This window comes from Macrococcus sp. CoH-51_TC_04 (genome assembly GCF_058188655.1).
Genome location: NZ_JBVGOY010000001.1, coordinates 62,139 through 87,847, shown reverse-complemented (window position 1 = coordinate 87,847; position 25,709 = coordinate 62,139). Strand labels below are relative to the sequence as shown.

Sequence of the window (25,709 nt, the reverse complement as noted above, 5' to 3'; positions counted from 1 at the left end):
TTAAGCTCCTTTATTATTGTAATACATCTCAAACTCGCCATAGAACACTTGACTTTGATTGACTGTGCTGAAGACTTCGATCTTTGCTCTTTGGTCCTTCTTCTCAATAAGCACTGCCTTTGTTATAACTCGGTCACCAAGCATTACAGGCTTCTGGAAATGTATATTGCTTGAAACAGTCAGTGCAAATTCATCATTGATTAGAGCAACACACAGTGAATTTGCCTGTGCAAATAAATAATGTCCTCTCGCAATGTTATTTCGACTGAACACATGCTCTTTCTTAATATCCAGAATAGATAATGCCATATGATCAAGTTCAATATCGATAACTTCTCCAATAATATCATCCATAGATAACGTTCTAATTTCGTCGTGTGATTTAACCGCTACATTCTTAATACGCTCTCTTAATTCGGGTATATTAAGTTCCAGACGGTCAAGTCGAATGGTCTGTATGCTTACATTAAATTCATGACTTAATGTTTCATCCGTTATGAATGGGTCGTTTTCCAATAATTGCTGTAACTGTTCCTGTCTTAAGTGCTTTGACAACTTTTTCATGTATTCATTTCCCTTATTAGTAGTTGGTCTTAATACTAGTAAATATAACAAAAATATAAACACACTGCAACAAAAAAAGGAAAAGACATTTGTATGCCTTATTCCTTTGACCTTCACAAAACGATTCATTTTTATAAGCGTATCTATTTTACCTTTTGACCTGCTACTTTTGACCATTTCTTTCAATTATCTGCGCTTTGACAATCATTCGCTTCTCAAACATTAAAGTATCTGGGTTATAATCGTTACACGTAATCAAGGTAAGTTCCTGTGGATTTCCAGGCTTTTCATCTAGTACACCGACTTCAGTCGGTTGCACATCATAGATCTTTGTAATCTTATAAATATTCTTGCCGCTTCTCGATAATAATTCAACGGTATCGCCAACTTTTGCACGGTCCAGATAGTTGAAACGAATCCCTGCACCTTCTACACGATGACCCGCAATCGCAACATTCTGTTCTGTTATCTTTTCACCTTTATCTACAAGTACGACACCATTTTTCATTGCTTCTTGGGTTGCCGGTCCTTTATATAATGGCTCGTTTATATCCGCAGCCGGCACTTTTAAGTAGCCGATCATATTGTCTTTAAGCTTTAATTTTTCAGGTTCCGTTTTAGTGATCCATTTTTCAAAACCATTAACATTTACTTTATCATCATTCTTCTCATATGACTGTATAATCTTTTCGTTGACTGAATGCGTGAAATACGCACGAATATCCTGCCAGAAAAACATCGTAATCGCTGCTACGATACATAGAACTCCAATCAATCTTACGATAACTCTCATTTCAATCTCCTCTTAGTCAAGTTGATGTTCAGCAAGGTCTGCATCTAGACGCATCTTTAATGCGTGTAATTCAGGTTGCGCGATTGCACCACTTAGTATTAACTCGCTTGCTTCGTCACGCGCAACTTCCAGCATGCGATAATCCTCAACAATATTTGCTACCTTAAAGTCCGGTAGACCACTTTGCTTAATGCCGAAGAAGTCACCTGGTCCTCTCATTTCCAGATCCTTTTCACTGAGTACAAAGCCATCTGTTGTCTGCGTCATAATCTGCAACCTTTCTATGCCTGTTTCGCTTTCTGGGTTGCCGACCAATATGCAATAGCTTTGATAAGAACTTCGACCGACGCGACCTCTTAACTGATGCAAAGTAGATAAACCAAAGCGTTCTGCATCATAGATGACAATCAACGTAGCGTTCGGAACATTCACACCGACTTCAACGACTGTTGTAGATACTATAACATCAAATTCATGGTTTTGGAATTTATTCATCACTTCATCTTTTTCTTCTGTCTTCATCTTACCATGGAGTAGTCCTACTTTATCAGTGCCAAATAGCCTTTGATAAGCTTCATAGATTTCAATTGCGTTTTTTACATCTAAATGTTCTGAAGCTTCAATCAGCGGACATATCACATAGACTTGTCGGCCTGCTCGTATTTCACGTGCAGTCTTATCATGGACAATTTCAATTTCCTCATGTTTCGCCCATTCTGTAATAATGGGTTTACGTCCTTTTGGCATCTGTTTAATCGTTGAAACGTCAAGTTCACCAAATACAGAGATTGCTAATGTACGTGGTATCGGTGTAGCCGTCATAAAGAGTACATTTGCATCATTGCCTTTTTCACGTAATAATTTACGTTGATTTACTCCAAACCTATGCTGCTCATCGGTGATAACTAAACCGAGATCATGAAATTGCACGGGTTCACTGATAAGCGCATGTGTACCTACAATGATATCGATATCGCCACGTTCTAACGCTTCTAAAATTAATCTCCGCTTTTTACCTTTGACTGAACTTGTAAGAAGCGCAATGTTTAGTGATTCACCATAGATTTCAGATAAACTTTCTGCATGCTGTTCAGCCAGTATTTCTGTCGGCACCATCAATGCACTTTGTCTACCTGCAGTCATTAATGCATACATGCAAATTGCAGCAACGATAGTCTTCCCTGATCCTACGTCACCTTGGAGTAGCCTATTCATGCGAAATTCATGCTTCATATCCCGAAATATTTCATTGACAACTTGTTTTTGTGCATCTGTCAGTTCGAAGGGCAGCGTATCAATAAACGCCTTAACCTTCGTAATATCATAATCGACCTTGCTATGTGGCGCCCCACTTTGTTCAAGCTGATTAAGCATACGCATCTTAAGCTGAAAGAGTAATAATTCGCAAAAAGCAAAACTTCTACGTGCCTGCTGCAAATGTTTATGGTTTGAAGGAATATGTAACTCATATAGCGATTGATCCAGATCCCAGAGTTTATATTTCACTTTTAAGTGATCCGGCAAAAAGGGATGAATTTTCACGGTCTGAAACGCGCTGTCAATCATTTTTCTAAACTGTGCTCGCTTAATCAAACCTTTCAGACTATATTGCGGGACAAGCTGCACACCTGAATGTTCATCTTCTGATATTTTACTGCCTTGAATCACTTGCTTTGATCTGTTCCATTTGCCGGTGACTTTGACCGTCTTGCCTATCTCTGCAATCCGCTTCACATACATCTGATTAAAGAATTCTATTTTCACCGCGACATTGTCAACCATCATATGGAATGATACTTTAGATTTTCCGCGCCCAAAATGAGCCAAAACAGGCGCAGAGTAAATTTCACCCTGCACCGTTATTTTTGCACCCTCTTCGGCTTCATGTAAATTAATGACGGTTTCATCTTCATATTTATAAGGCAGATATAATATGAGGTCTTCAATAGAATGTATATTGAGTGAATTGAGACTCTCTAAAGATTTCGGGCCGACACCTCTTAACTCCTTCAATGTACTATCTGTTATTAGAAGATGCTGATTTTCCAAAGATTCTTTCCTTCATTTCCTGGCCAGTCTTAGTGCCTGCAAGACCTCCACGACCTGTCTCACGCAGTGCACTTGGCATTGTTAAACCTATCTTATACATCGCTTCAATTACTTCATCTGTCGGAATTCTGCTCTCCACACCTGCAAGCGCCATATCTGCTGATACAATAGCGTTGGATGCACCAGCTGCATTTCTTTTTACACACGGTACTTCTACAAGTCCAGCTACAGGATCACATACAAGACCCAGCATATTTTTAAGACAAATACTGAATGCATGTGCACTCATCTGTGGCGAGCCACCAGCCATCTCTACGATCGCTGCTGCTGCCATAGCTGCTGCGCTGCCTACTTCTGCCTGACACCCCCCTGCAGCACCGGAGATAGAGGCATTATTAGCCACAACAAATCCAAATGCTCCAGTCGTAAACAAGAATTTAATCATCTGTTCACGCGATGGATTCAGTCTTGCTTTCATAGCAAATAATGTTCCTGGTACTACTCCAGCACTACCAGCAGTCGGTGTTGCACAAATTAATCCCATGGCAGCGTTCACTTCATTTGTCGCAACCGCTTTTGAAACTGCATCCAGCAAGGTCGCGCCACTCAACGTATTGCCCTTTGCAATATAATTTCGTAACTTCACCGCATCCATTCCAGTTAAACCTGTAGGACTTGTAACACCATCCAGACCACGCGCTACAGCTTGTTCCATTACGATTAAATTTCTTTCCATATTCGACATTACTGTTTCGTAATCAAGCTTACTTACAGCCATCTCTTGTGCAATCATAACGTCTGCTATGCTTTTATTTTCTGTCTCACAAATATTTATCAGTTCTTCTACGCTTTTAAACATAACTTCTCCCCTCTATGATTCTGTCATCAACGTTACAGTCTGAATACCCTCACAACGCCTAATCTGCCCTAGTACATCATCTGTTATCTCATCATCTAGTTCACATGTCATTAAAGCAAGGTCGCCTTTTTCCTTACGTGAGACCTGCATCTGACCGACATTAATTTTGTGGTCGCTAAGAATACTTGTAACTTTCGCAATCGTGCCGAACGTATCTTTATGAAATACGAGTAACGCAGGATAATTCCCCGAAATTGCGATCGGAAAACCATTTAATGCAACTATTTCAATCTTACCCCCTCCAATTGAAATGCCTTCGATAGAGAGCTGCTGATCATGACTTCTCATGTTGAGAACGGCAGTATTAGGGTGACTTCTTTCTTCTGTCATCTCAATAAAATTTATCTGTAATCCTGCTTCTTCCGCAAGTTCAACGCTTTTTGGAATACGACTGTTATCCGTATCAAAACCTAACAGACCTGCAACTAATGCCACATCTGTTCCATGTCCTTTATATGTTTCCATAAATGAACCATATAAATAGATATCAACAGCATCCGGCATCCTTCCAAATAAATCTCTGGCAACTAAACCGATTCTGACTGCACCTGCTGTATGTGAAGATGATGGACCCACCATCACCGGGCCGATAATATCAAATACACTTCTATATTTCATAAAGCTCCCCCTTATCCATTAAAAAGAACTACACTTTAAAGTGTAGTTCTAATACATATAGATTAACTTATTCTACAGAAAACATAAAGCTATATATAGGCTGTTTTCCATCTTGTATTTCAATTTCAATATCTTCATAATTTTCACTTAAGAAATTTTCAATGGCAGCAACATTTTCATCTGCAGCATCGATTCCTTTAATGATCGTAACAATTTCTGCATCTTCATCAATCATTGATTTCAATAATTCAATACATACTTTGTTCTGATCTTTATCCGATACCGTAATCTTACTCTCATTAATACCCATAAATGCATCTTTCTCAATATTAACACCATCAATAGTCGTATCTCTGACAGCATATGTAACGGAACCTGACTTCACATGCTGCATCGCTTCTGTCATTGATGCCTTATTGTCATCACTAGATGCTTCCGGATTGTATGCAAGCATCGCACCTAACCCTTGTGGTATTGTCTTAGACGGCACTACTGCTACAGGAATATCCACAACTTGAGCTGCTTGTTCTGCAGCCATAATTATGTTCTTATTATTCGGTAGAACGACCGCTTCTTTACATCCACTTGCTTCAATAATCTTTACAATATCTTCAGTAGATGGATTCATCGTCTGTCCACCGCTGATAACATGCGTTGCACCAATTGACCTGAATAACTCAGTAATACCCTCACCCATAGAAATTGTGATCAACGCTTTTTCTACTTTCTCAATCTCGTTTTTAGTTTCCTTAATACCACGCTTACGTAGCACTTCGCGATGCTGTTCACGCATATTCTCTATCTTAATCTTGATAATTTCTCCATATTGACTACCATATGTTAATGCTTCCCCAGGTGTTTCTGAGTGAACATGCGTTTTAACGATTTCTTCATCAGAAATCACAAGGAGCGAGTCACCAAACTTAGACATATCTTCTCTGAAATCATCTTCATTAAATGGTTTCATTCCATCTTTAAATCGAACCATAAATTCAGTACAGAATCCTGGTACGATGTCTTCAGTTTTAACCACATCACCGAAGTCATGATCATCATTAATAAAGTCGTCATTAATATCTCGCTTAACAGGTGCTGCAATTGTTTCACCCTTTAAAACAGCAAGGAATCCTTCATAGACATACATCAAACCCTGACCGCCGCTATCTACTACCCCAACTTCTTTTAATACTGGAAGTAGGTCTGGTGTACGCTTTAATGATTCGTTCCCAGCTTTAACGAGCGCTTCCATAATTACGATACAGTCATCCGTTGATTCACTAGCCTTCATAGCAGCTTCTCCAGCTTCACGGGCAACTGTAAGAATGGTACCTTCAACGGGTTTCATTACTGCCTTATAAGCTGTTTTTACACCTGCTTGAAATGCTTTAGCAAATTTTTGGGCGTCTATCGCACTCTCCGCTTCGATATACTTAGAAAACCCTCTGAATAGCTGTGATAGAATAACGCCCGAATTCCCACGTGCTCCCATTAATAAACCTTTTGAGAATGCAATTCCAACGTTTCCAATATGTGCTTCAATATTCTCCTCAGTTTCTTTCGCACCTGAACTCATCGAAAGATTCATATTCGTTCCAGTATCACCATCTGGTACCGGAAAGACGTTCAGTGAATCTACATAGTCTGCATTTTGAGATAAGTTATTTGCTCCTGTGATGATCATTTCAGCAAATAGCTTGCCGTCAATTGTTTTCATTATGAAATCCTCCCTATTCTTCATCATCCAGTTTGATGACACGTACACCTTGAATGTATATGTTTACTGAATTAACCGTTAAGTTTAAAGTTTGTTCTAAAGTGTATTTAACTGTCGATTGTACATTACTTGCAATTTCAGAAATTTTTGTGCCATATGCAACAATAATATACATATCAACATCTAAAGTACCGTTATTATTTGTTACGATAACACCTTTAGAATAGTTGTCACGCCCTAAAATATCTGCAATACCATCTCTAACCTGATGTTTACTTGCCATACCGATGATACCATAACATTCAACTGCCGCTCCACCTGCAATCGTTGCGATAACATCGCTAGAGATATCGATTGAACCAAATTCATTTGTTATTTCTAATGTCATTTCATTGCCTCCCTTGTTTATACACTCGTCATATTATTATAATCAATAAATATTCATAATTACAAGAAATCTATTGTTTAAAGGTAAAAATAATATTATATATAATATTATCTTAAGTAACTACTGTAATTTTTACTCTATTGTTACAACTGATAAACAAAAATTTATTGCATTACATATTGAATTATGTTAAATTATTATGGTATGTAAAAGATAAGTGTATCTCTATATTCTATTAAAGGAGGCAAAAACAATGGCTAAAGTATGTCATGTTACAGGTCGTAAAGCCGTAACAGGTAACAATCGTTCTCACGCAATGAACTACAGCAAACGTCGCTTCGGAGCTAACTTACAAAAAGTCCGCATCTTAGTAGATGGTAAGCCTAAACGTGTATGGGTTTCAGCTCGTGCATTAAAATCAGGTAAAGTGACTCGCGTTTAATTGAATATATAGATACAAAAAAGACCTTTGTGTGAAAGGTCTTTTTTTATTGCTCTGTACTTTGTATACAATAAACCATCCCTTGTTCTACCGTAACTTGCGCACGACGCTCAACAAATTCATTTGAAATCGTTCTTGTAATTCCAAGATTCACTTCCAGGCGATCAGCATCATATTTAAATCCTTCAAGTGTCAAAGTTACTCCGTCATTCACCGGAATAAAGGATATATACTTTTTATCAGGTTCATGTTCAATAATATGTGTGCCTGCAGTAAGTACCTGAATCGTATTATACGCATTAACGATATGAAATTCGCTTGCCGACAATAATATTTCTGGATGTAATAATGTCTGCAGGTTTCCAAGAAAATGATCGAGTCTTCCGCCCGTCGCACCATGAATAAATACTTTGTTGTATTCTAAGTCTTTCGCATACTGCATTGCAACTTCAAGGTCTGTTTCATTCTTTTCAGCAGGAAGAAGGTCGATATCGATAACAGACTCTAGACGTAATTTCTCTGTCTCATCAATAGAATCGAAATCTCCAAATGCTGCGATTGGTCGAATGTTATGATCAATCAGCATCAACGCACCATAATCCACACCTATCCAGTCATCACTTCCATACATCTCAAATATCGATTCATCTACTTCCAGCTGCGTACATAATATATGAAGATTCATCCTACTTCTCCTTTCAATATCTTTACTGGTACTTTATAATCATCATGCTTAAAGAAATAAGAACCTGCTACAAGCACATCAGCACCGGCTGCTTTACATAAAAGTGCTGTATCTTCATTGACACCGCCATCAACTTCTATTTCATATGAAAGTCCATGCTTATTTCGATATTCATTTAAGGAACGAATCTTATCAACACTACTCTTGATAAATGACTGACCACCGAAACCTGGATTAACTGTCATAACGAGAACAAGATCAACCATATCAAGAACCGGGATAATCGATTCGACCGGCGTTCCTGGATTAAGTGTAATTCCTGCTTTCTTGCCAGCATTTCGAATCATCTGCAACGCTCTATGAATATGCTTCGTAGATTCTACATGCACAGTGATAATATCACTGCCTGCATCAGCAAATGCTTGAATATACCGTTCCGGATCTTGTATCATCAAATGTGTATCAATCGTCAAATCTGTTATACTTCTAATTTGCTGTAATACTGGAAAAGCAAAAGAAATGTTCGGAACAAATTGGCCATCCATCACATCAAAATGAAGGTAATCTGCACCTGCTGCATGGAGGTCAGCTATTTCCTCTTTCAATTCAAGAAAATTACAGGACAACAAGCTTGGAGCTACTTTCATTAATATCTCACCTTTCTATTCTCAATTTCAGACATCATCTGTAAATAATGATCATACCTTGATTGCAGTATTTCACCTGTTGCCAGCGCTGTCTTTATCGCGCATTTCGGTTCATTAAGATGCAGGCATTCTCTAAACTTACATTGAGGCGAAAGCTTAACAAAATCCGGGAACATATTTTTAAGTTCATACTTATCGATGTTATCAAGTTCAAGAGAACTAAACCCTGGTGTATCTGCAATATAACCATTTTGTAGTGGTATTAGTTCGACATGCCTTGTCGTATGTTTACCACGATTTAAAGCGTTACTGATTACACCGGTATTTAAATTAGCATCAGGAATGAGGCTATTGATAAACGAAGACTTACCCACACCTGATTGGCCTGCCAGCACAGTGATTCCTTGAACGAGTGCGTCATATGACTGTTCATTCAAATTGGTCACAAAATAAGTTTCATATCCGATAGATTCATACTGGTTTAGTGCACGTTCAATAAATAATGCCTCTTCTTTATTAATCAGGTCTTTCTTTGTCACAAGAATTACAGGTTCAATGCCATAAGATTCGACTTTAACGAGAAACTTGTCCAGTAAATTCAAGCTGAATTCAGGTTCTTTTGCACTTAGAACCACGATTACGCGATCAATGTTTGCTACAGGTGGACGTACCATACTGTTGTTCCTTTCATCAATAGACAAGATATAGCCGTCCGTCTCATTTTCAACTTGAAATTCTACAAAATCACCTACTAACGGAGAAATACCGCGTTTTCTAAAATTACCTCTCGCACGGCACTGATATATTTTCGCCTCACTTTTCACATAATAGAAACCACTTAATGCTTTTATAATCTGACCTTTAATACATATCACCTCTTCTTAATATTCACTTAAATTATAACATTCTCTTAGCTGTGAATATATATAAAACCACTTCTAGAATTCGAAGTGGTCAGTCAACTCTTTTTTGTAAGTATGATTTATATTCCTCTTTAAGCTCAAGGTTATACTTTTGAATGAGCTCTTTTTCAACCTCAGCTTTAATTCGATCGACATAATGCTTACTCGTCTGTCTGTATATTTTGTAAAGCAAATATAAAGTAAATCCTAAAACAACCAGAATAGATCCAAAACCTAATAGAATCATCGTCGTGAGCATATCAATCATATGATGTAACTGTGCTTCTTTATCTGCAATAAATTCCTGCACCGTGTCCAATGGATTCGTAAATAATATTATCTTCATCACCTCTTTTGTTATATTTTTAATTTTAGCCTAAACAGTGTATGATAAACAAAAAAGGAGGAAAATAATATGAAACATATTACAATAGATGCGTTACAAGATGCGTTACAGATTGGTACAGAAGCACATATTATTGATGTAAGAACACCAGAAGAATATAATGAAGGGCATATTAAAGGTGCAAAGAATATCCCACTGGATACAATTCCTGCTTCAATCGATTCATTTAATGATGAAGATGAATACATCATCATCTGTAAGCGTGGAGGACGTGCGCTTCAGGCTGCTGAATATCTCGATAATGAGAATTTAAACATTACAGTAGTCGACCAAGGGATGGATGACTGGCAAGGTGAAATCACAAAATAAAATGACTGAGGCGTGCGCCTCAGTCATTTTATTTTGTACGGTCGATATTCACCCTTATATTTTCAATATCCATTCCAGAAGCCACTTTACCAGGAAACTTTGTCGTATCCACTGTAAAGTCTTGAGGTGGTACATCATAAGAGATTTCATTTGCAAAGAATTTCATTGTTTCCTCCATAATGATGATCGTCATCCATTCACCTGCACAGCGGTGATTTGTGTAATAATCTCCTCCGCCTTGAGGGATCAGATCAAATGGGCTTCCGTCCCAGTTCTCAAAGCGGTAAGGATTAAATCTTTCAGGTTCACTGAATAAATCGTCTCGATGTAATGTACCATAGATATCCAGGAGCATCATCGTATCTTTTTTAATCTTGTAACCATCAAATGTAATATTTTCTTTCGCTTTACCTGGCAGGAATGGAACGAACGGATAATATCTTCTTACTTCCTGCACGAATTTATATGCATAATCCTCTTCGTTTAATGCAACACGAACACGTTCTCCAGGAAACTCGTGCAACGCTAGCACACCAAAGCTCACAAACTTATTGATTGCGACAAGCGGACGTATGACATTCATCAAGTCAACCGCGCAAAGTCTTGCGTCCATTGGTTTACCGTTCATATCTTCCCAGTGACTAAATTCATATAAGGCAGTTCCTTTTTCCGGATGAATCTTTCCTTTACGCACAGCTCTAATTTGATCCTCCAGAAATTGCTCGACACGTGCACGTGCTTTTTTCGCTTCACGATAGCCGCCATATAATGAACCAATCGCACTGAATGAATCAATCATCTTATTCATGTCATCTGCCATCTTTTTGATATTATCAGGGTTATCAGCAATACCTGCCCAGCGTAGTCCAACTTTAGTAAGCAGTTCAGTTGCTTCTTCATAGACATTTACTTTTTGTTTATATTGCATATGCTCAATGTTCTGGAACCAGTAAATACGCGTAAGCTTTCTTAAGTAGGCTAAGTTTTCATCGGTCATAAGAGACATAAATAACGCCTTACGATCAATATGCGTCTTACCCGCTGTAGTATGTATTGCACCTTTACCGAACAACGTCTTTACAACACGTTTAGGTAATGTACCTTTACGTTCTGTCTTATCGTTATCATAAAATAATTCAGCTGCGTCTTTACCGCTGATAACAACAGCAGCTTTACCTCCTAAAACATGCGTTTCGAAAATATTCGTATTGAATTTCTTCATACGTGCGGGAACGTATTCATAGCCTTCTTTCATAATCTTGAATGAATTATCAATACCTCTATCTTTAGGAATTCTTTTACTCATTGTTATACCCTCCATATTTATGTAATCAATAGTAAACTCTACCCTTAATTAGATGTTTCTAACATGATTCACTGCATATTCTAAAATCTTATCTTGTGCAGCTTCATTATCAATTTCTACATCCGGATATGCTGTTCTTTCACCGGTTATACCATATTCAAAAGTATATGGTCCTAATTCAAGTGTTTCATACTCACTTAATGCACCAAAAGTCTCTTCACCTACTTTTAATGCATCACTGTTAGAGGCAAAGGCTTCAGCACTTCCTTCAGTATGTCTGCTGATCAATATGATTTCCGGCTGGATATCATATAGTTGCTGTATCCCCTTTGTGTATCTTAAGTCTAGTATAATTGGAGTATCTTTAATGATAGTTTCTTGAATATTCACAAGTTGATCCGGTGCATAGATAGTAATCTGCTGATATGTATCTCGGATAAGAACTTGAGGTTCAGGTAACGCATAGCTATTTAATGTGAAGTGATAATGCTCACTTCCTCTCCTTATCTCTGCATCGTGCTGCTTCATGATTAGGGGTGCCCATTCTTGTTTATGGAACGTATCATGAAAGAGCTGCTTGCGGTAACGGTCACTCAATACATCAACAGCATCACCGCTTAAATGTGTAATAATATCCCCGGTTACAAATCGTGTATCCTCATTCACTTCAATCACTTCAAGTCCCTCGTCTATTCTATTTACTACGAATCCGCTATGACGTTGATGTTGATAAAACTTAAAACTTTTCTGCTGATATTCTGCAAGATATTCTTTCATAATTTCAGCGAAGGTAAAATCGTTACCAGGAGCTAGCTGCTTCACAATCGTCGTATAGAGCTCTTTCGTTGCTTCATCATGTATATGTAATACCTCACTAATTTTTTCTGATACAGCTTTAAAAATATGATGATATTTCATAGACACTCCCCCTTTTATAGTTATTATACATTGAAAAGCAAAAGAAAAAAACTGGATGCACCTGCATCCAGTTAATTACCGAGTTCATTATAATTGATGTGTTCATTCATATACGTCTTACCATCAACTTTTACGAGGATGATTCCCTCTTTATCCTTACCTATTGTGAGATTAAAATTCTTTGTCGTGCTCTCTGTCGTCTTATATGATTCATACACTTTATCTATGTCATTATCTTTATCCTGAATAAAGATTTCAACTTTCTGCTTAGAACCTTCTCCTCGGTATGGAATCGTAAATGTTCCAAAATATGATTTGTCATAATTGGAAGCGCTCGTATCGTTCTTTTCTTTTGGTTTTTCTGATGATGCCTTGTCCTCGGAAGAACTTTCCTTACCTTTAGATATAACGAAATTGATGATTGAGCCGTATTGATAATTTATATTACGTATATCCTGAGAAATAATTCTGCCCTTTGGTATCGATTCAGAAGTTGTACTTTGCGCCACATTGACAATAAAACCGAGCGCTTCTAGTTCCTTTTTTGCAATATCGTAGGACTGCCCCGTAAAATCAGGAACATATACTTGTTCTGTACCTTTAGAAACTGTCAGAACTATCTCTGTATCCTCAGGAATAACTTTAGTACCAGCAGTTACACTTTGTTTCAGAATCTCTCCGGAGGAAGCCATGTCAAAGGTTTCTTTCAGTTTAATGCGCTTAAGCTGCTGTTTTTCCAGTTCTTTCTTTACATCCTTAATATTTTCCCCGACGTAGTCACCAATAGTGAAAGTTTTAGCCCCTTTTGAGATTTTTAAATCTACTTTCGAATGTGCATCTATCTTATTACCGGCAAGTGGCTTTGTATCAACAACTTGATTTTTTTCGTCTTCATTTGTAAACGTGTAGCTGACCTCGCCTTTTCTCAAATTATTATCGTCTAAAATTTGAGTTGCCTGTGTTAAAGATTTTCCATTTAGTTCAGGGACCGTTACTTTATATACTTTGAATAGAGCCGCATATACAACGGTACTTAAGGTAAACATAAGGATCAATGGAACAAGCCATAAAAGCCACCGCTTTTTATTTGCTGGTTTCTCAACGTATTGCTCCTTATGAATCGAACTTTCCTTAACAGATGGGGTCTCAGTCCTACTGTCTTTAACAACAGGAATCATCTTTGTCTTATCGTCTATCTCTGCTACTTTATCTTCTTTAGTTCTGCTAGCATCAAGCGCAGTTGTTACGTCTTCATACATCTCCTGAGTCGTTCGATACCTTCTGAGCTTATCTTTCATCGTTGCTTTATTGACTACATTTTCAAGGCTTTGGGGTATAGCGCTATTTTCCTCACGAATCGAAGGAATCGTCTCCTGGATATGTTTAATCGCGATACCAACTGCGGACTCCCCTTCAAAGGGGGGATGCCCAGTAAGCATTTCAAATAGCACGATACCTATGGAGTAGATATCGCTTGACTCATCGGTCCTGATTCCTTTTGCTTGTTCTGGAGAGAGATAATGGACGCTCCCCATAATATGATTTGTCTGAGTCATCGCTGTCTCACTCAGTGCACGTGCGATCCCAAAATCGGAAATCTTAAGCTCTTTATTGTCTGTCATCAATATATTTTGCGGTTTAATATCACGATGCACAATACGGTATGAATGAGCATGTTCAATCCCTCTCAAAATCTGTTTAGTAAAAAATACAGCTTCTTCAGGTGATAATGGGCCATGCTGCTGTATATATTCATGGAGGGTTGGACTTTCTACGTATTCCATGACTAAATAATAGTGTCGCTCATCTTCATCTACATCAAGCACTTTAACAATATTTGGATGAGACAATGTCGTAGCGTTTTGAACTTCCCTCTGAAATCTTTGAACAGCACGTTCAACATCAACGTGAGGAATATTAATTATCTTAACCGCAACCCTCTGATTCAGGATAATGTCTTGAGCAAGATACACGCTACTCATGCCGCCTCCGCCAATATACTTTAGAAGCTTATAACGTTCACTAACGATCGTACCGAGCATGTTACATGCCCCCTTTTAAAGAAGCGATCACAATCGAAATATTGTCTTTAGCAGCGCTGTTTATAGCAGTCTCAATCAGCTGATTACCGATATCTTCGATTAGATTAATAGATTTAAATATGTCATGTATCTGTGTTTCTTCAACATAATCTGTCAATCCATCAGAAGTTAACATAATATAATTATATCTATTAAAATCATATACAAATACATCAGGATGCAAATGTTTATCACTCCCCATAACTTTTGTAATTACATTACGTTGAGGATGATGTTTCGCCTCTTCCTTCGTCAGACCCCCAGCCAAAAGAAGATGGTTGACAAACGTATGGTCACTGGTCGCTTGTCTAAGCTCTCGTTCATTTATAAGATAGGCTCTTGAATCTCCGACATTCGCGATGACCACATGATTATCGTAAAGCAATGCGCAGACAAGTGTCGTCCCCATACCCTGGTTATCGTCATTCAAATGAGATTGTTTATAGAGCTCACGATTAATTTCAGCGATGTTATTTCTAAGCCAGCTTTCTGCATATTCAAACTCTATGAAATTTTCTTCTTCAAAACGTGATTTAAGCATATCGTTGACCAATGCACTGGCAACATTTCCTGCATTATGTCCGCCCATACCATCGCAAATCACCATTAACATCTGGCCTGTATGATTATAATAAACGCCACCTGCGTCTTCATTTCTTGCTCTTACTGGACCGATATCGGTAAAAAAGCGTGCATGCATATCTCTACCTCGTTTCTTCTTGTCTCTCTTTCGCTCTTAACTGACCACAAGCTGCGTCAATATCAGAGCCATGTTCACGTCTAATTGTAGCATTGATTCCATTGCGTTTTAATTCTTTTTCAAACTTAAAGATATCTTCTTTCGGAGTACGAACATAGTCACGTTCAGGCACATGATTTACAGGGATCAAATTGACATGGCAGTTTAGGTGTTTAATCAGCTGGGCTAATTCTTTAGCGTGATGAACCTGATCGTTCACACCACCGAATAATCCATATTCAAAAGTAATACGGCGTCCTGTTTTATTGACATAGTATTCTATTGACTCCATTAACTTCTCTAGATCATAAGCGCGGTTAATCGGCATTAAGCGACTTCTAATATCGTTATTTGGTCCATGTAAACTAAGTGCAAAGTTGATCTGCAGTTCTTCATCAGCAAAGTCATAGATACGTGGGATGATGCCTGATGTAGATACTGTAATATGTCGCGCACCGATATTAAGACCATCATCATGATTAATAACCTTTAAGAAATCCATCATCTCTTCATAGTTTTCAAATGGTTCACCAATACCCATAATAACGACATGGCTTACTCGTTCCTCTACTTCGTCTAATGCTTTTTGAACATTTAGTACTTGTGCAACAATTTCGCCAGCTTCTAGATTTCGTTTCAAACCACCTAGAGTTGATGCACAGAACGTACAACCGATACGGCAGCCTACTTGCGTTGTTACACACACTGAATTGCCATAATCATGACGCATTAACACTGTTTCAATCGTATATCCATCCTGTAATTCAAATAGAAATTTAATTGTCCCATCTTTACTCTCCTGCTTAACAACAGTTTTTAACGTTGTCATCGTAAAGTTATCCTCTAACACTTTACGCAGTTCTTTCGATAAATTTGACATCTCTTCAAATGAGTCAACACGTTTTACGTATAACCAGTCGTAAATCTGTTTCGCTCTAAAACTTTGCTGACCATGCGTTGCCAGCCATTCTTTTAATTCTCCGAGTTGTAATGAATAAATTGAGGGTTTATCAAAGTTCGGCATGAACTTTTTATTTTTCTTTTCTAATAATGCCATTATTTACACTTCCTTCTTAGTTTTGCAATGAAGAAGCCGTCAGAATTAAAGTCTTGCGGCAACACCTGCAATAATTTTCGCTTACCGATAACCGGCAGTTCAATCGCTTCTATTTCAAAGTCTTCATTTTGTTTGATAAATGAATACACAACGTTTTCATTTTCCATCTGTTCGATCGTACAAGTGGAATATACGAGAACACCACCAGGTTTCACTGCGTTAGCCGCATTTTTCAATATTTCAAGCTGCAGTGGCCAAAGCGTATCGATATCCTTCTGTGTCTTCTCATACTTTATCTCTGGTTTACGTTTCATTACACCAAAGCCCGAGCACGGTGCATCCACTAATACACGATCATACTGTTTATCAAACGGAACTGTTGCATCGTGCACGCTCGGATGAATATTACGCAGTGATAGTCGTGTGATATTATACTGGATTAGATCTATCTTATGTGGATGAACGTCGTGACTATCAATATGTCCTGTTCTGTTCATCTTCTCTGCAATATGACAAGCTTTACCACCTGGTGCGCTACATGCATCAAGTATTGTTTCATCCGGTTGTGGATCCAGCACATTCGCAACAAGCATACTTGAAGCATCCTGAACACTTAAGAAACCATGTTTAAATAATTCATGCTGCACGATAGGCGGTCCATCGATCGTTAAACATTCAGGTAGAATTTCTGATTGTTTAACAGTGTAACCCGCTTCAGTCAGACGTTTTATTGCATCTTCTGGCGTAATCTTCGTCGTGTTCACACGAACTGTCGTATCCGGATAATTTAGAAATTCTTCCGCCATCTCACGCGTTGTGTCAAATCCAAAGTGTGTATTCCAGTGCTTTATCAGCCAAAGTGGTGTACTTGTTGCAACACTTAAACGCTTTAGGTCATCCTTTATTTCATTTAAATCACGTAACGGATTACGCTGAAAGTTTCTCAAAATTGCATTTACCGTATTCGCACCACCCACTGAGCCTCGGCGCTTCGTTATCTCCACCGCTTCATTGATGATGGCATGATCCGGCACTTTATCTAAATAGACAGACTGATAAATACTCATAAGTATAAGTCTTCTCATCCACCCTTTAATATTCGTCTTAATATACGGCGCCGCATAAAATTCTAACGTCAGTTTACGCTGCAGCGTGCCATATACAAGTTCCGTTAAGAGCGCACGGTCAACAGGTTCAACATAACCTTTCTTTATTGCTTCATTAATCAGTAGATTACTATATGCACCTTCTGTTAAAACTGCATCCAGTATTTCAAGTGCGACACTTCTCACATTATGCTTCATTAAACTTCATCCCAACAAGTTGTGACTTCGCACCTGCAACAAAACTTGCAGCATCCATGCGTTTCTTACCAGCAGGCTGTAATGATGTAATACGCACTGCTCTATCATTCGTCGCAATAACTATACCAGACTTGTCTGCCTGAATAATTTCTCCAGGTACACCACTGCCCTCAGCAATTTCTGAAGCCCACAGCTTCATAACCTTACCATCAAAGTTCGCAAATGCAACAGGCCATGGACTTAGCCCGCGAATATGGTTATGCACTTCAAGTGCACTGCGGTCAAATGTAACAAATTCTTCTTCACGACTGACGTTAGAGGCAAATGTCGCTTCACTATCATTCTGGGATGTACGACTATTCGTGCCATCCAGTACGCTAGGCATTACTTCAAGTAATAGCTGCGTTCCTGCATCGCTTAACTTGTCGTGAAGTGTTCCGACTGTATCATCGATTTCAATCGGCACTTTGACGCTGTCGATCATATCGCCTGCATCAAGACGTTTCACCATATACATGATCGTCACACCCGAATACTTCTCACCATTAATAATCGCTTTATGAATCGGTGCACCGCCACGATACTTCGGTAACAGCGACGCATGTACATTAATACAGCCGAGACGCGGAATCTCAAGAACGCGCTCCGGTAAAATCTGACCGAAAGCAGCAGTAACGATTAAATCTGGACTGAGCGCACGCACTTTCTCGAATGCTTCATCACTTTTCATCGATTCCGGCTGGTACACTTCAATGCCTAAACTTTCTGCCATAGCTTTAACAGGAGGCGGTGTTAAAACACGCTTACGACCAACAGGCTTATCCGGCTGTGTTATGACGAGACTGACACCATGCGCTTCATGCAATGCCTTTAAAATTGGTGCTGAAAAGTCAGGCGTACCCATAAATATAATCTTACTCACCGTACATCTCCTCCAGTTCTTCCTCAGTTAACTGTTTCGTCATCTTTTCTGTGAACAGCTTCCCGTATAAGTGATCTACTTCATGCTGAATAATACGCGCAATATCATCATACGCAGTCATTTCAATCTTATTACCATCTAGATCGTTTGCTTCGATTACAATTTCAATCGAACGATCGACAAGACCGAATACACCAGGAATTGACAGACATCCTTCTACATCACTTTCCGTCTCTTCTGAATAAGAAACAATCTTCGGGTTCACAAGTTGCAATATACCATCTGATTCCATATCTACTAATGCAACCTTTAAATCCACACCAATCTGAGGTGCAGCAATCCCAACGCCATCATGATGGAATAATGTATCTTCTAAATCTTTGATCAATGCCTTTAGACTCGCATCAAACTGCGTAACATCCTTAACTTCACGATGTAACAATGGGTTTTGTTCTTCTATTAATTGTTTAATCACGTAACTTCTCCTTTATATCTTCAATCATTCTATTTTACATGAAAACGCACTGTATTACCACGTATTGATATAAATGATAAAACTCTCCTTAAACAAAGTTAAAGAGAGTGCTCGGTGTTATTTTACTATATTTTAAGAGAGATGACGAATGATTACATCATCATATACGGGTTTATATCTATATGCAGCGAGAACTTATCTTTCACAAACAGTTCATGGTAACGGTCATCCAGATAGTTAAGTGCCTTTAACAGCTCCGGTTCTGATTTAAACTTAATCAATATCTGGAAACGATGCTGATTATTAATTCGTGCAATTGGACTCGGTGCGGGTCCGAGTACATATGCTTTTGGTGATAGGTGCTGCACTAATATATCATGTATATGCTTACTTTCGGTCAGTACGGTCTTTAAATTATGATGCTGCATATTAAGATAGATCATATAGAAGTACGGCGGATACTTGCCGAGTCTTCTGTATTCCATCTCCTCTTTAAAGAATGCTTTATAGTCATAATTTACTGCGTGTTGTATTGCGTAGTGTTCAGGATTATATGTCTGAATGACGACCTCGCCTGTCTTTTCACTTCGTCCAGCGCGTCCAGCGACTTGTGTTATAAGCTGGAATGTTTTCTCGCTTGCTCTGAAGTCCGGTAAATTGAGCATCGTATCGGCGTTCAGTACGCCAACGAGTGTAATGTTCGGGAAATCCAGTCCTTTTGCAATCATCTGTGTGCCGAGTAAAATGTTCGCTTCTCCGTTTTTAAACTGTTCAAGCAGCCGTTCATGCGCACCTTTCTTGCGTGTCGTATCGTTATCCATACGGATGACTTTCGCATCTTGGAATGTCTGATAGATGATCTCTTCAACCTTCTGCGTACCGACGCCCATCTCGCGTATATGTTCACTTTCACAGCTCGGACATATATTAACAGGTGGTTCCTTATGTCCACAATAATGGCATTTCAGTTCATCCGTATATTTATGATACGTTAAGCTAATGTCGCAGTTCGGACACATCGGTACGTGTCCGCAGTCACGGCATAGCATAAACTGTGCATGTCCTCTTCTATTTAAGAAGAGCACGACTTGTTCTCCTTTATCAATCTTCTCCTGAATCTTATCATGCAGTACGTTAGAGAACATTGATCTGTTTCCATTCATCAGTTCTTCCCGCATATTCGAGACGATCATTTCAGGCATCGCGGATTTGTTTGCACGTGTTAACATTTCGAGTTTCGTATATACACCTTTTTCTGCACGTGCATAACTTTCAAGTGATGGTGTGGCGCTTCCGAGCACGAGCGGACAATGGTGATACTTGGCACGCCATTCTGCAATTTCGCGGGCATGGTATCGTGGATAGTCTTCCTGCTTATATGTTGTTTCATGCTCTTCATCGATAATGATGATGCCGATATTTTTAAATGGTGCGAATATACTGGACCTTGCACCGACAGATACGCGTGCCTCCCCCATCTTTATCTTGCGCCACTCATCATAGCGTTCACCGTTAGAAAGACCTGAGTGCAGTACGGCCACTTCATCACCGAAGCGGGACTTGAATCGATCTACCATCTGAGGTGTCAGCGCAATTTCAGGTACCAGTACGATGGCATCCTGTCCTTTGTCCAGCACTTCTTTAATGAGCTGAAGATATACCTCTGTCTTACCGCTTCCAGTAATCCCGTGTAACAGGAATGTTTCTGACTGATTTTTATTAATAGTTGCCATAACAGCATTATATGCACTCTGCTGTTCATCATGCAGTGCTTTTTCCTTATCTTCAAAGAACACTTTATGCGCATATGGATCACGCGTCGTTTCAATATTGATTTTTTCTAAAAATCTTTTTTGGACTAAGTTATTGACTACAGCGTTTGATATGCCCTCTTCTTTCAGTTCGATCAATGTCAGTTCTCCTGCATCATTTATGAGTTCGATCGCACGTATCTGCGTTTCAGATTTTAGCTGTGAAATGATGTCATCTACATTCGAATGATTAAGCTTCACACCGACGAATGTTTTTTTCTTGTATTTTTGAGAGACTTCGATATCTTCAACGACGTCACCACATTCAATATATGGCTTGAGCAGCGAAACAATTTCAAGCTGCTGCGCGCGTTCCAGTGTTAAGGTTGCATCTTTAAAATATTGCATGAGTTCTTGCGGCATACGTTCATCATCTATTAAACGGAATATCTTCTTATACTTCCCTTTTACTGCGTTTGGCAGCATCGCATCGAGCACTGCAATACGCTTTGAGACGTGAGAATAGCTCATCCACTCACTTAAATCTATTAATTCAGGCGTAAGTTCCGGTATAAAGTCCTGAATCGCAATGACAGGCTTTAGCTTGTCGTATTCTGCATTATCCGTCACTGTGATAACATAACCCTGTATTTTTCGTGGACCAAACGGCACAACAACTCTCTGGCCAGGTACGATATCGCTTTTTAGATGTTCCGGAATATAATAATCAAATAACTTATCAACACGTTTACTATTAACGTCTACGATAACTTTTGCAATCACTTAAATCCCTTCTCTTTTACATGTGATAATATTTCATGTGCAATGTTAAGCTTAGATTGTTTTGGAATATCGATGTGCGTTCCATCTTTAAAATACATCGTTACAGCGTTGTCATTCGATTTAAATCCGATAGATTTATCACCTACATTATTTGCAACAATAACATCTGCATTTTTCTTGTTCAATTTTCCGCGTGCATACATTTCGACATGCTCTGTCTCAGCTGCAAAGCCAACTACAAGTTGTGTCGTCTTATGCTCACCAATATATTTCAGTATATCCTCTGTACGTTTAAATGTAATCGTGAGATCTCCCTCTTGTTTCTTTAATTTCTGGTCATGTGTTTCTACTGGTGTATAGTCTGCTACTGCTGCTGCTTTAATAATCAGATCTTGTTCCATATTGTCTTTTACTGCATTGAACATATCTTGTGCACTTTCAGTCTTAATATGACGTACACCATTCGGCACAGGTATTCCTACGTCTGTCGATACTAATGTTACATCTGCACCTCGCAGGCTTGCTGCTTCAGCTAAACTATAGCCCATCTTACCCGATGAACGATTCGTTAAATAGCGCACTGGATCTATCGTTTCAATTGTAGGTCCTGCTGTGACCAATACTTTCTTGCCTTGCAAATCTTTTTCTATATTATCTTCACCAATAAACTTCATGATATCAAGTGGTTCGCTCATGCGTCCTTTTGCTATATAGCCACACGCCAAGAAACCTTCTCCCGGTTCTATGAATTTGAATCCACGCTTCAGTAACGTTTGAATATTGTCCGTTACTGCCGGGTTATTGTACATATTACTGTTCATGGCAGGTGCTAAATAAATCGTCTTCGTAAACGCAAGTACAGTTGCAGTCAGCATATTGTCACTGATACCATGTGCAATCTTACCGAGCGTTGATGCAGTTAATGGTGCGATGATCATAATATCTGCCCAGTCTCCAAGAGCAATATGCTGAATTTCAGCTGGGTTCTGTTCCACGAAGATATCTGTGTATACAGGATTTCTGCTTAACGCCTGAAATGCAAGTGGCGTTACAAACTGCTCTGCACTCTCCGTCATAATGACACGCACTTCATGACCATTCTGTACGAGCTTACTTGTTAAATCTATCGCTTTATATACCGCAATCCCACCAGTAACGCCTAATACAATCTTCATAAGTCTAAATTCCTCCTATAAAAAAACTGACAAACATTACATTTGTCAGTTTATACTATTCCTCAGGGTGTTCGCTTGTAATATGAATCTTACCTGCAGCAATCTCTTCTAAAGACTGACCAACAGGTTTATACGATAGGTATCGGTCATTCAATTTTACATCTGGATGATCCTGCATTTCACGTGCACGTTTCGCCGCAAGGGTTACGATTAAATATTTAGAATTCACTTTTTCTTTTAATTTATCTAATGGTGGGTTTAACATTATTTTGCCTCCAGTATCATTTTTCTGAATCGTGCTTCTACACGTTCACGTTTTAAATGTTCAGCTTCAACAATCATCTGAACCTTTTCCTTTGCATCCATCACTTCATCATTGATCACTACGTAATCATAGAGATTCATCATCTCCACTTCTTTACGTGCTTCACTTATTCTATGATTGATGACTTCCTGACTTTCAGTGCCACGACCGATAAGTCGTTCCTCTAGATGTTCAAGTGTTGGTGGCGCTAAGAAGATGAATAGTGCTTCAGGAAATTTCTTTCTGACTTGCTTTGCTCCTTCAACTTCAATCTCTAAAAATACATCCTTACCACGTTCCATAGTATCCTTAACATACTGTACAGGGGTCCCGTAGTAGTTCCCGACATATTCAGCATATTCGATAAATGCATCTTGCTCAATCAGTGTTTCAAATTCTTCACGTGACTTAAAGAAATAATCTACACCATCTACTTCGCCTTCCCGTTTGTTTCTAGTCGTCATTGAAATTGAGTATTCGAAATCAGTATCCGGATCCTCAAATATCGCACGACGCACAGTTCCCTTACCAACTCCAGAGGGACCAGATAATACAATTAATAAACCTTTTTCTATATCCATGTCTACGACCTTTCATAAAAATGATATAAATTAAATTTATCATATAAATGAATAAAAATATAGATGAAACATTCGCCTTGTGAAATTGTTATTTCATGTTACACTATAAACATTATAAAAAGAAGGTGAAGACATGGCTTTTGACGGCTTATTTACGCATCAGATGATTAAAGAAATATCATTTTTAGAAACAGCACGAATCAATAAGATTACACAACCCGATCAATTTACGGTCATCTTAACGATAAGAGCGAACCGCAAAAATCAAAAATTAATGCTCTCAATACATCCAAACTTTGCACGTATGCAAATCACAAATAATCAGCTCGATAATCCATTTGAACCTCCGATGTTCTTACGTGTGCTGCGTAAACATATTGAAGGTGGTATCGTCGAACGTATCGAACAGATTGGAAATGACCGTATTGTTCATTTTACTATCAATAATACCGATGAAATTGGTGATCGTATTAAGCGACATCTCTATCTGGAAATAATGGGGAAACATAGTAACATCATCTTAACAGATGATAGCAATAAAATATTAGACAGCTTCAAACACTTAACACCCAACACAAACAGCGCACGTACTTTAATGCCTGGATTCAACTACGAGTTTCCACCAACAGACAAAAAGACAAATCCATTCACAGTAGATACAATCAGTGACAAGCTTGACAACACGCTCGCTATTCATAAAGCAGTACTAAGACTACTTGAAGGATTCAGTCCTCTCGCAGTCAAGGAGATGCTATCGATGGATAATGATATCGATATCGCATTTAATCGATTCATGCAGACGTTACAAACAAATGCTTCAACGTTTTCCATTGATGGCAAAGAAGATTTCTATTTCCGACCAGTAGCGCACAGTACAAGTATCGAAACTTATCATAATTTAAGCGAGATGCTAGATATCTATTATAAAGACCGAGCAGTGCGTGAACGTGTCCGTAATCAGACGAACGATCTTTCACGTCACTTAAATTCATTACTTCAAAAAAATGAAAAGAAGCTCGCAAAACTTGTTGATGAACTAGAACAGACAAAACAGATGGACAAGATGAATCTTTATGGAGAACTTATAACGAGCAACATGTATCAGCTCAAACAAGGCATGGATGAATTCACAACGAAGAACTATTATAATGAAGAAACTGTGACAATTCCACTGAACCCAAGAAAATCACCAGCAGAGAATGCACAGTATTATTACAAACAATATAACCGTCTAAAAACACGTAAAGCACATGCTTCTGAGCAGATAAAGGCGACTCAGGATGAAATAGCATATATAGAGACGATTCAGATGCAGCTGGATCATATTTCTGTAGACGATATCGATGATATCCGTACAGAGCTTGCAGAGCAAAACTTGATCAAGAAAAAACATAAAACAAAACAATCCAAAAAACAGCAGTCCTCTATCGATTATTACTTATCGCGTGACGGCCAAGAAATTGTGGTCGGCCGCAATAACCTTCAAAATGAATACATTACGCATAAATTAGGGCGTAACAACTATCTATGGTTTCATACAAAAGATATTCCAGGCAGTCATGTCGTAATTCTTGATAGCAATCCAACAGATGGCACAGTTGAAGATGCTGCAATGCTTGCCGGCTACTTCTCAAAAGCACAAGGTTCTTCTAAAATTCCAGTTGATTATACAGAAATCAAGCATGTGCATAAACCAAGCGGTGCTAAACCCGGATTCGTAACGTATACCGATCAGAGCACTGTCATGGTTACACCTGAAGAAGACTATGTCGAACATTTAAGAAACAGCTATTTAAATAAGGAAGTACCAAATTAACTGTTAATTTGGTACTTCCTTTTCATTTTTTACAAAAAAAGAGCAGGGACCAGATTGCTAA

26 protein-coding genes are annotated in these 25,709 nt (G+C 38.6%); 3 read left to right on the top strand and 23 right to left on the bottom strand.

All coding sequences use genetic code 11. The annotated features are described in order from the left end of the window. From fapR to ACZ2V4_RS00390, 7 genes are all read right to left on the bottom strand, one after another. Window positions 1-564 (bottom strand): transcription factor FapR, encoded by a 564-nt coding sequence (fapR, locus tag ACZ2V4_RS00420; protein WP_099483189.1) that lies wholly within the window; start codon window positions 562-564, stop codon window positions 1-3. A 163-nt stretch (window positions 565-727) separates the two neighbouring features. Continuing rightward, window positions 728-1,357 carry a class A sortase gene (locus tag ACZ2V4_RS00415; RefSeq protein WP_219494605.1) on the bottom strand — a complete coding sequence of 210 codons (630 nt, stop codon included), beginning with the start codon at window positions 1,355-1,357 and terminating at the stop codon, window positions 728-730. Between the two features lie 12 nt (window positions 1,358-1,369). Then, entirely contained in the window at window positions 1,370-3,406 is a 2,037-nt protein-coding gene (gene recG / locus ACZ2V4_RS00410; protein ID WP_490514349.1) for an ATP-dependent DNA helicase RecG, read from the bottom strand. Continuing rightward, window positions 3,375-4,265 carry an L-serine ammonia-lyase, iron-sulfur-dependent, subunit alpha gene (gene sdaAA, locus ACZ2V4_RS00405; protein ID WP_420494358.1) on the bottom strand — a complete coding sequence of 297 codons (891 nt, stop codon included), beginning with the start codon at window positions 4,263-4,265 and terminating at the stop codon, window positions 3,375-3,377. Before sdaAA ends, recG begins: the two co-directional genes overlap by 32 nt. A gap of 12 nt (window positions 4,266-4,277) precedes the next feature. Next, a complete protein-coding gene (gene sdaAB, locus ACZ2V4_RS00400; RefSeq protein WP_490514348.1) occupies window positions 4,278-4,943 on the bottom strand; it encodes an L-serine ammonia-lyase, iron-sulfur-dependent subunit beta in 666 nt (221 codons plus the stop codon). 67 nt (window positions 4,944-5,010) lie between these two features. After that, on the bottom strand, window positions 5,011-6,660 hold the full coding sequence (locus ACZ2V4_RS00395) for a DAK2 domain-containing protein (RefSeq protein WP_420494446.1): 1,650 nt from the start codon (window positions 6,658-6,660) through the stop codon (window positions 5,011-5,013). Window positions 6,661-6,670: 10 nt separating this feature from the next. Beyond that, on the bottom strand, window positions 6,671-7,045 hold the full coding sequence (locus ACZ2V4_RS00390) for an Asp23/Gls24 family envelope stress response protein (protein WP_099483194.1): 375 nt from the start codon (window positions 7,043-7,045) through the stop codon (window positions 6,671-6,673). Window positions 7,046-7,298: 253 nt separating this feature from the next. Here ACZ2V4_RS00390 and rpmB point away from each other — a divergent pair, with 253 nt between their 5' ends. After that, window positions 7,299-7,487: a 50S ribosomal protein L28 gene (gene rpmB, locus ACZ2V4_RS00385; RefSeq protein WP_219494595.1), complete on the top strand. Its 189-nt coding sequence runs from the start codon at window positions 7,299-7,301 to the stop codon at window positions 7,485-7,487. A 46-nt stretch (window positions 7,488-7,533) separates the two neighbouring features. Here the strand turns inward: rpmB and ACZ2V4_RS00380 are convergent, their stop codons facing one another. The 4 genes from ACZ2V4_RS00380 to ACZ2V4_RS00365 form a co-directional block, all read right to left on the bottom strand. Beyond that, a complete protein-coding gene (locus tag ACZ2V4_RS00380) occupies window positions 7,534-8,172 on the bottom strand; it encodes a thiamine diphosphokinase (RefSeq protein WP_490514347.1) in 639 nt (212 codons plus the stop codon). Next, window positions 8,169-8,819 carry a ribulose-phosphate 3-epimerase gene (gene rpe / locus ACZ2V4_RS00375; RefSeq protein WP_413475324.1) on the bottom strand — a complete coding sequence of 217 codons (651 nt, stop codon included), beginning with the start codon at window positions 8,817-8,819 and terminating at the stop codon, window positions 8,169-8,171. Before rpe ends, ACZ2V4_RS00380 begins: the two co-directional genes overlap by 4 nt. Beyond that, entirely contained in the window at window positions 8,819-9,694 is an 876-nt protein-coding gene (gene rsgA, locus ACZ2V4_RS00370) for a ribosome small subunit-dependent GTPase A (protein ID WP_219494590.1), read from the bottom strand. Before rsgA ends, rpe begins: the two co-directional genes overlap by 1 nt. A gap of 79 nt (window positions 9,695-9,773) precedes the next feature. Beyond that, a complete protein-coding gene (locus tag ACZ2V4_RS00365; RefSeq protein WP_490514346.1) occupies window positions 9,774-10,067 on the bottom strand; it encodes a hypothetical protein in 294 nt (97 codons plus the stop codon). Window positions 10,068-10,136: 69 nt separating this feature from the next. On the opposite strand from ACZ2V4_RS00365, the gene ACZ2V4_RS00360 reads away from it, so the two are divergent. Further along, window positions 10,137-10,436 carry a rhodanese-like domain-containing protein gene (locus ACZ2V4_RS00360; protein ID WP_490514345.1) on the top strand — a complete coding sequence of 100 codons (300 nt, stop codon included), beginning with the start codon at window positions 10,137-10,139 and terminating at the stop codon, window positions 10,434-10,436. A 28-nt stretch (window positions 10,437-10,464) separates the two neighbouring features. Here the strand turns inward: ACZ2V4_RS00360 and ACZ2V4_RS00355 are convergent, their stop codons facing one another. The 12 genes from ACZ2V4_RS00355 to gmk form a co-directional block, all read right to left on the bottom strand. After that, on the bottom strand, window positions 10,465-11,742 hold the full coding sequence (locus ACZ2V4_RS00355; RefSeq protein ID WP_219494586.1) for a cytochrome P450: 1,278 nt from the start codon (window positions 11,740-11,742) through the stop codon (window positions 10,465-10,467). A gap of 48 nt (window positions 11,743-11,790) precedes the next feature. Continuing rightward, window positions 11,791-12,660: a S41 family peptidase gene (locus ACZ2V4_RS00350; RefSeq protein WP_219494584.1), complete on the bottom strand. Its 870-nt coding sequence runs from the start codon at window positions 12,658-12,660 to the stop codon at window positions 11,791-11,793. A 71-nt stretch (window positions 12,661-12,731) separates the two neighbouring features. Then, window positions 12,732-14,702 (bottom strand): Stk1 family PASTA domain-containing Ser/Thr kinase, encoded by a 1,971-nt coding sequence (gene pknB, locus ACZ2V4_RS00345; RefSeq protein WP_490514344.1) that lies wholly within the window; start codon window positions 14,700-14,702, stop codon window positions 12,732-12,734. A gap of 1 nt (window position 14,703) precedes the next feature. After that, entirely contained in the window at window positions 14,704-15,441 is a 738-nt protein-coding gene (locus tag ACZ2V4_RS00340; RefSeq protein WP_283721626.1) for a Stp1/IreP family PP2C-type Ser/Thr phosphatase, read from the bottom strand. A 4-nt stretch (window positions 15,442-15,445) separates the two neighbouring features. Further along, entirely contained in the window at window positions 15,446-16,537 is a 1,092-nt protein-coding gene (rlmN, locus tag ACZ2V4_RS00335; RefSeq protein ID WP_490514343.1) for a dual-specificity RNA methyltransferase RlmN, read from the bottom strand. Next, window positions 16,537-17,841, bottom strand: a complete 1,305-nt coding sequence (rsmB, locus tag ACZ2V4_RS00330; RefSeq protein WP_490514342.1) for a 16S rRNA (cytosine(967)-C(5))-methyltransferase RsmB — start codon at window positions 17,839-17,841, stop codon at window positions 16,537-16,539. Before rsmB ends, rlmN begins: the two co-directional genes overlap by 1 nt. Beyond that, entirely contained in the window at window positions 17,831-18,763 is a 933-nt protein-coding gene (gene fmt, locus ACZ2V4_RS00325; RefSeq protein ID WP_490514341.1) for a methionyl-tRNA formyltransferase, read from the bottom strand. The genes rsmB and fmt overlap by 11 nt, the downstream gene beginning before the upstream one ends. Next, on the bottom strand, window positions 18,756-19,238 hold the full coding sequence (def, locus tag ACZ2V4_RS00320; protein WP_419895538.1) for a peptide deformylase: 483 nt from the start codon (window positions 19,236-19,238) through the stop codon (window positions 18,756-18,758). The genes fmt and def overlap by 8 nt, the downstream gene beginning before the upstream one ends. Window positions 19,239-19,390: 152 nt before the next feature. After that, window positions 19,391-21,772, bottom strand: coding sequence for a primosomal protein N' (gene priA, locus ACZ2V4_RS00315; RefSeq protein ID WP_420494352.1), 2,382 nt, complete (start codon window positions 21,770-21,772; stop codon window positions 19,391-19,393). Further along, on the bottom strand, window positions 21,769-22,947 hold the full coding sequence (gene coaBC / locus ACZ2V4_RS00310; protein WP_219494572.1) for a bifunctional phosphopantothenoylcysteine decarboxylase/phosphopantothenate--cysteine ligase CoaBC: 1,179 nt from the start codon (window positions 22,945-22,947) through the stop codon (window positions 21,769-21,771). Before coaBC ends, priA begins: the two co-directional genes overlap by 4 nt. Before the next feature lie 55 nt (window positions 22,948-23,002). Further along, the gene (rpoZ, locus tag ACZ2V4_RS00305; protein WP_099483212.1) at window positions 23,003-23,212 is read right to left on the bottom strand and encodes a DNA-directed RNA polymerase subunit omega; all 210 of its coding nucleotides are present in this window, start codon (window positions 23,210-23,212) and stop codon (window positions 23,003-23,005) included. Next, window positions 23,212-23,832 (bottom strand): guanylate kinase, encoded by a 621-nt coding sequence (gene gmk, locus ACZ2V4_RS00300; RefSeq protein ID WP_101141978.1) that lies wholly within the window; start codon window positions 23,830-23,832, stop codon window positions 23,212-23,214. Before gmk ends, rpoZ begins: the two co-directional genes overlap by 1 nt. A gap of 133 nt (window positions 23,833-23,965) precedes the next feature. On the opposite strand from gmk, the gene ACZ2V4_RS00295 reads away from it, so the two are divergent. Further along, window positions 23,966-25,648, top strand: a complete 1,683-nt coding sequence (locus ACZ2V4_RS00295) for an Rqc2 family fibronectin-binding protein (RefSeq protein WP_490514340.1) — start codon at window positions 23,966-23,968, stop codon at window positions 25,646-25,648. The last annotated feature ends 61 nt before the right edge of the window (window positions 25,649-25,709 follow it).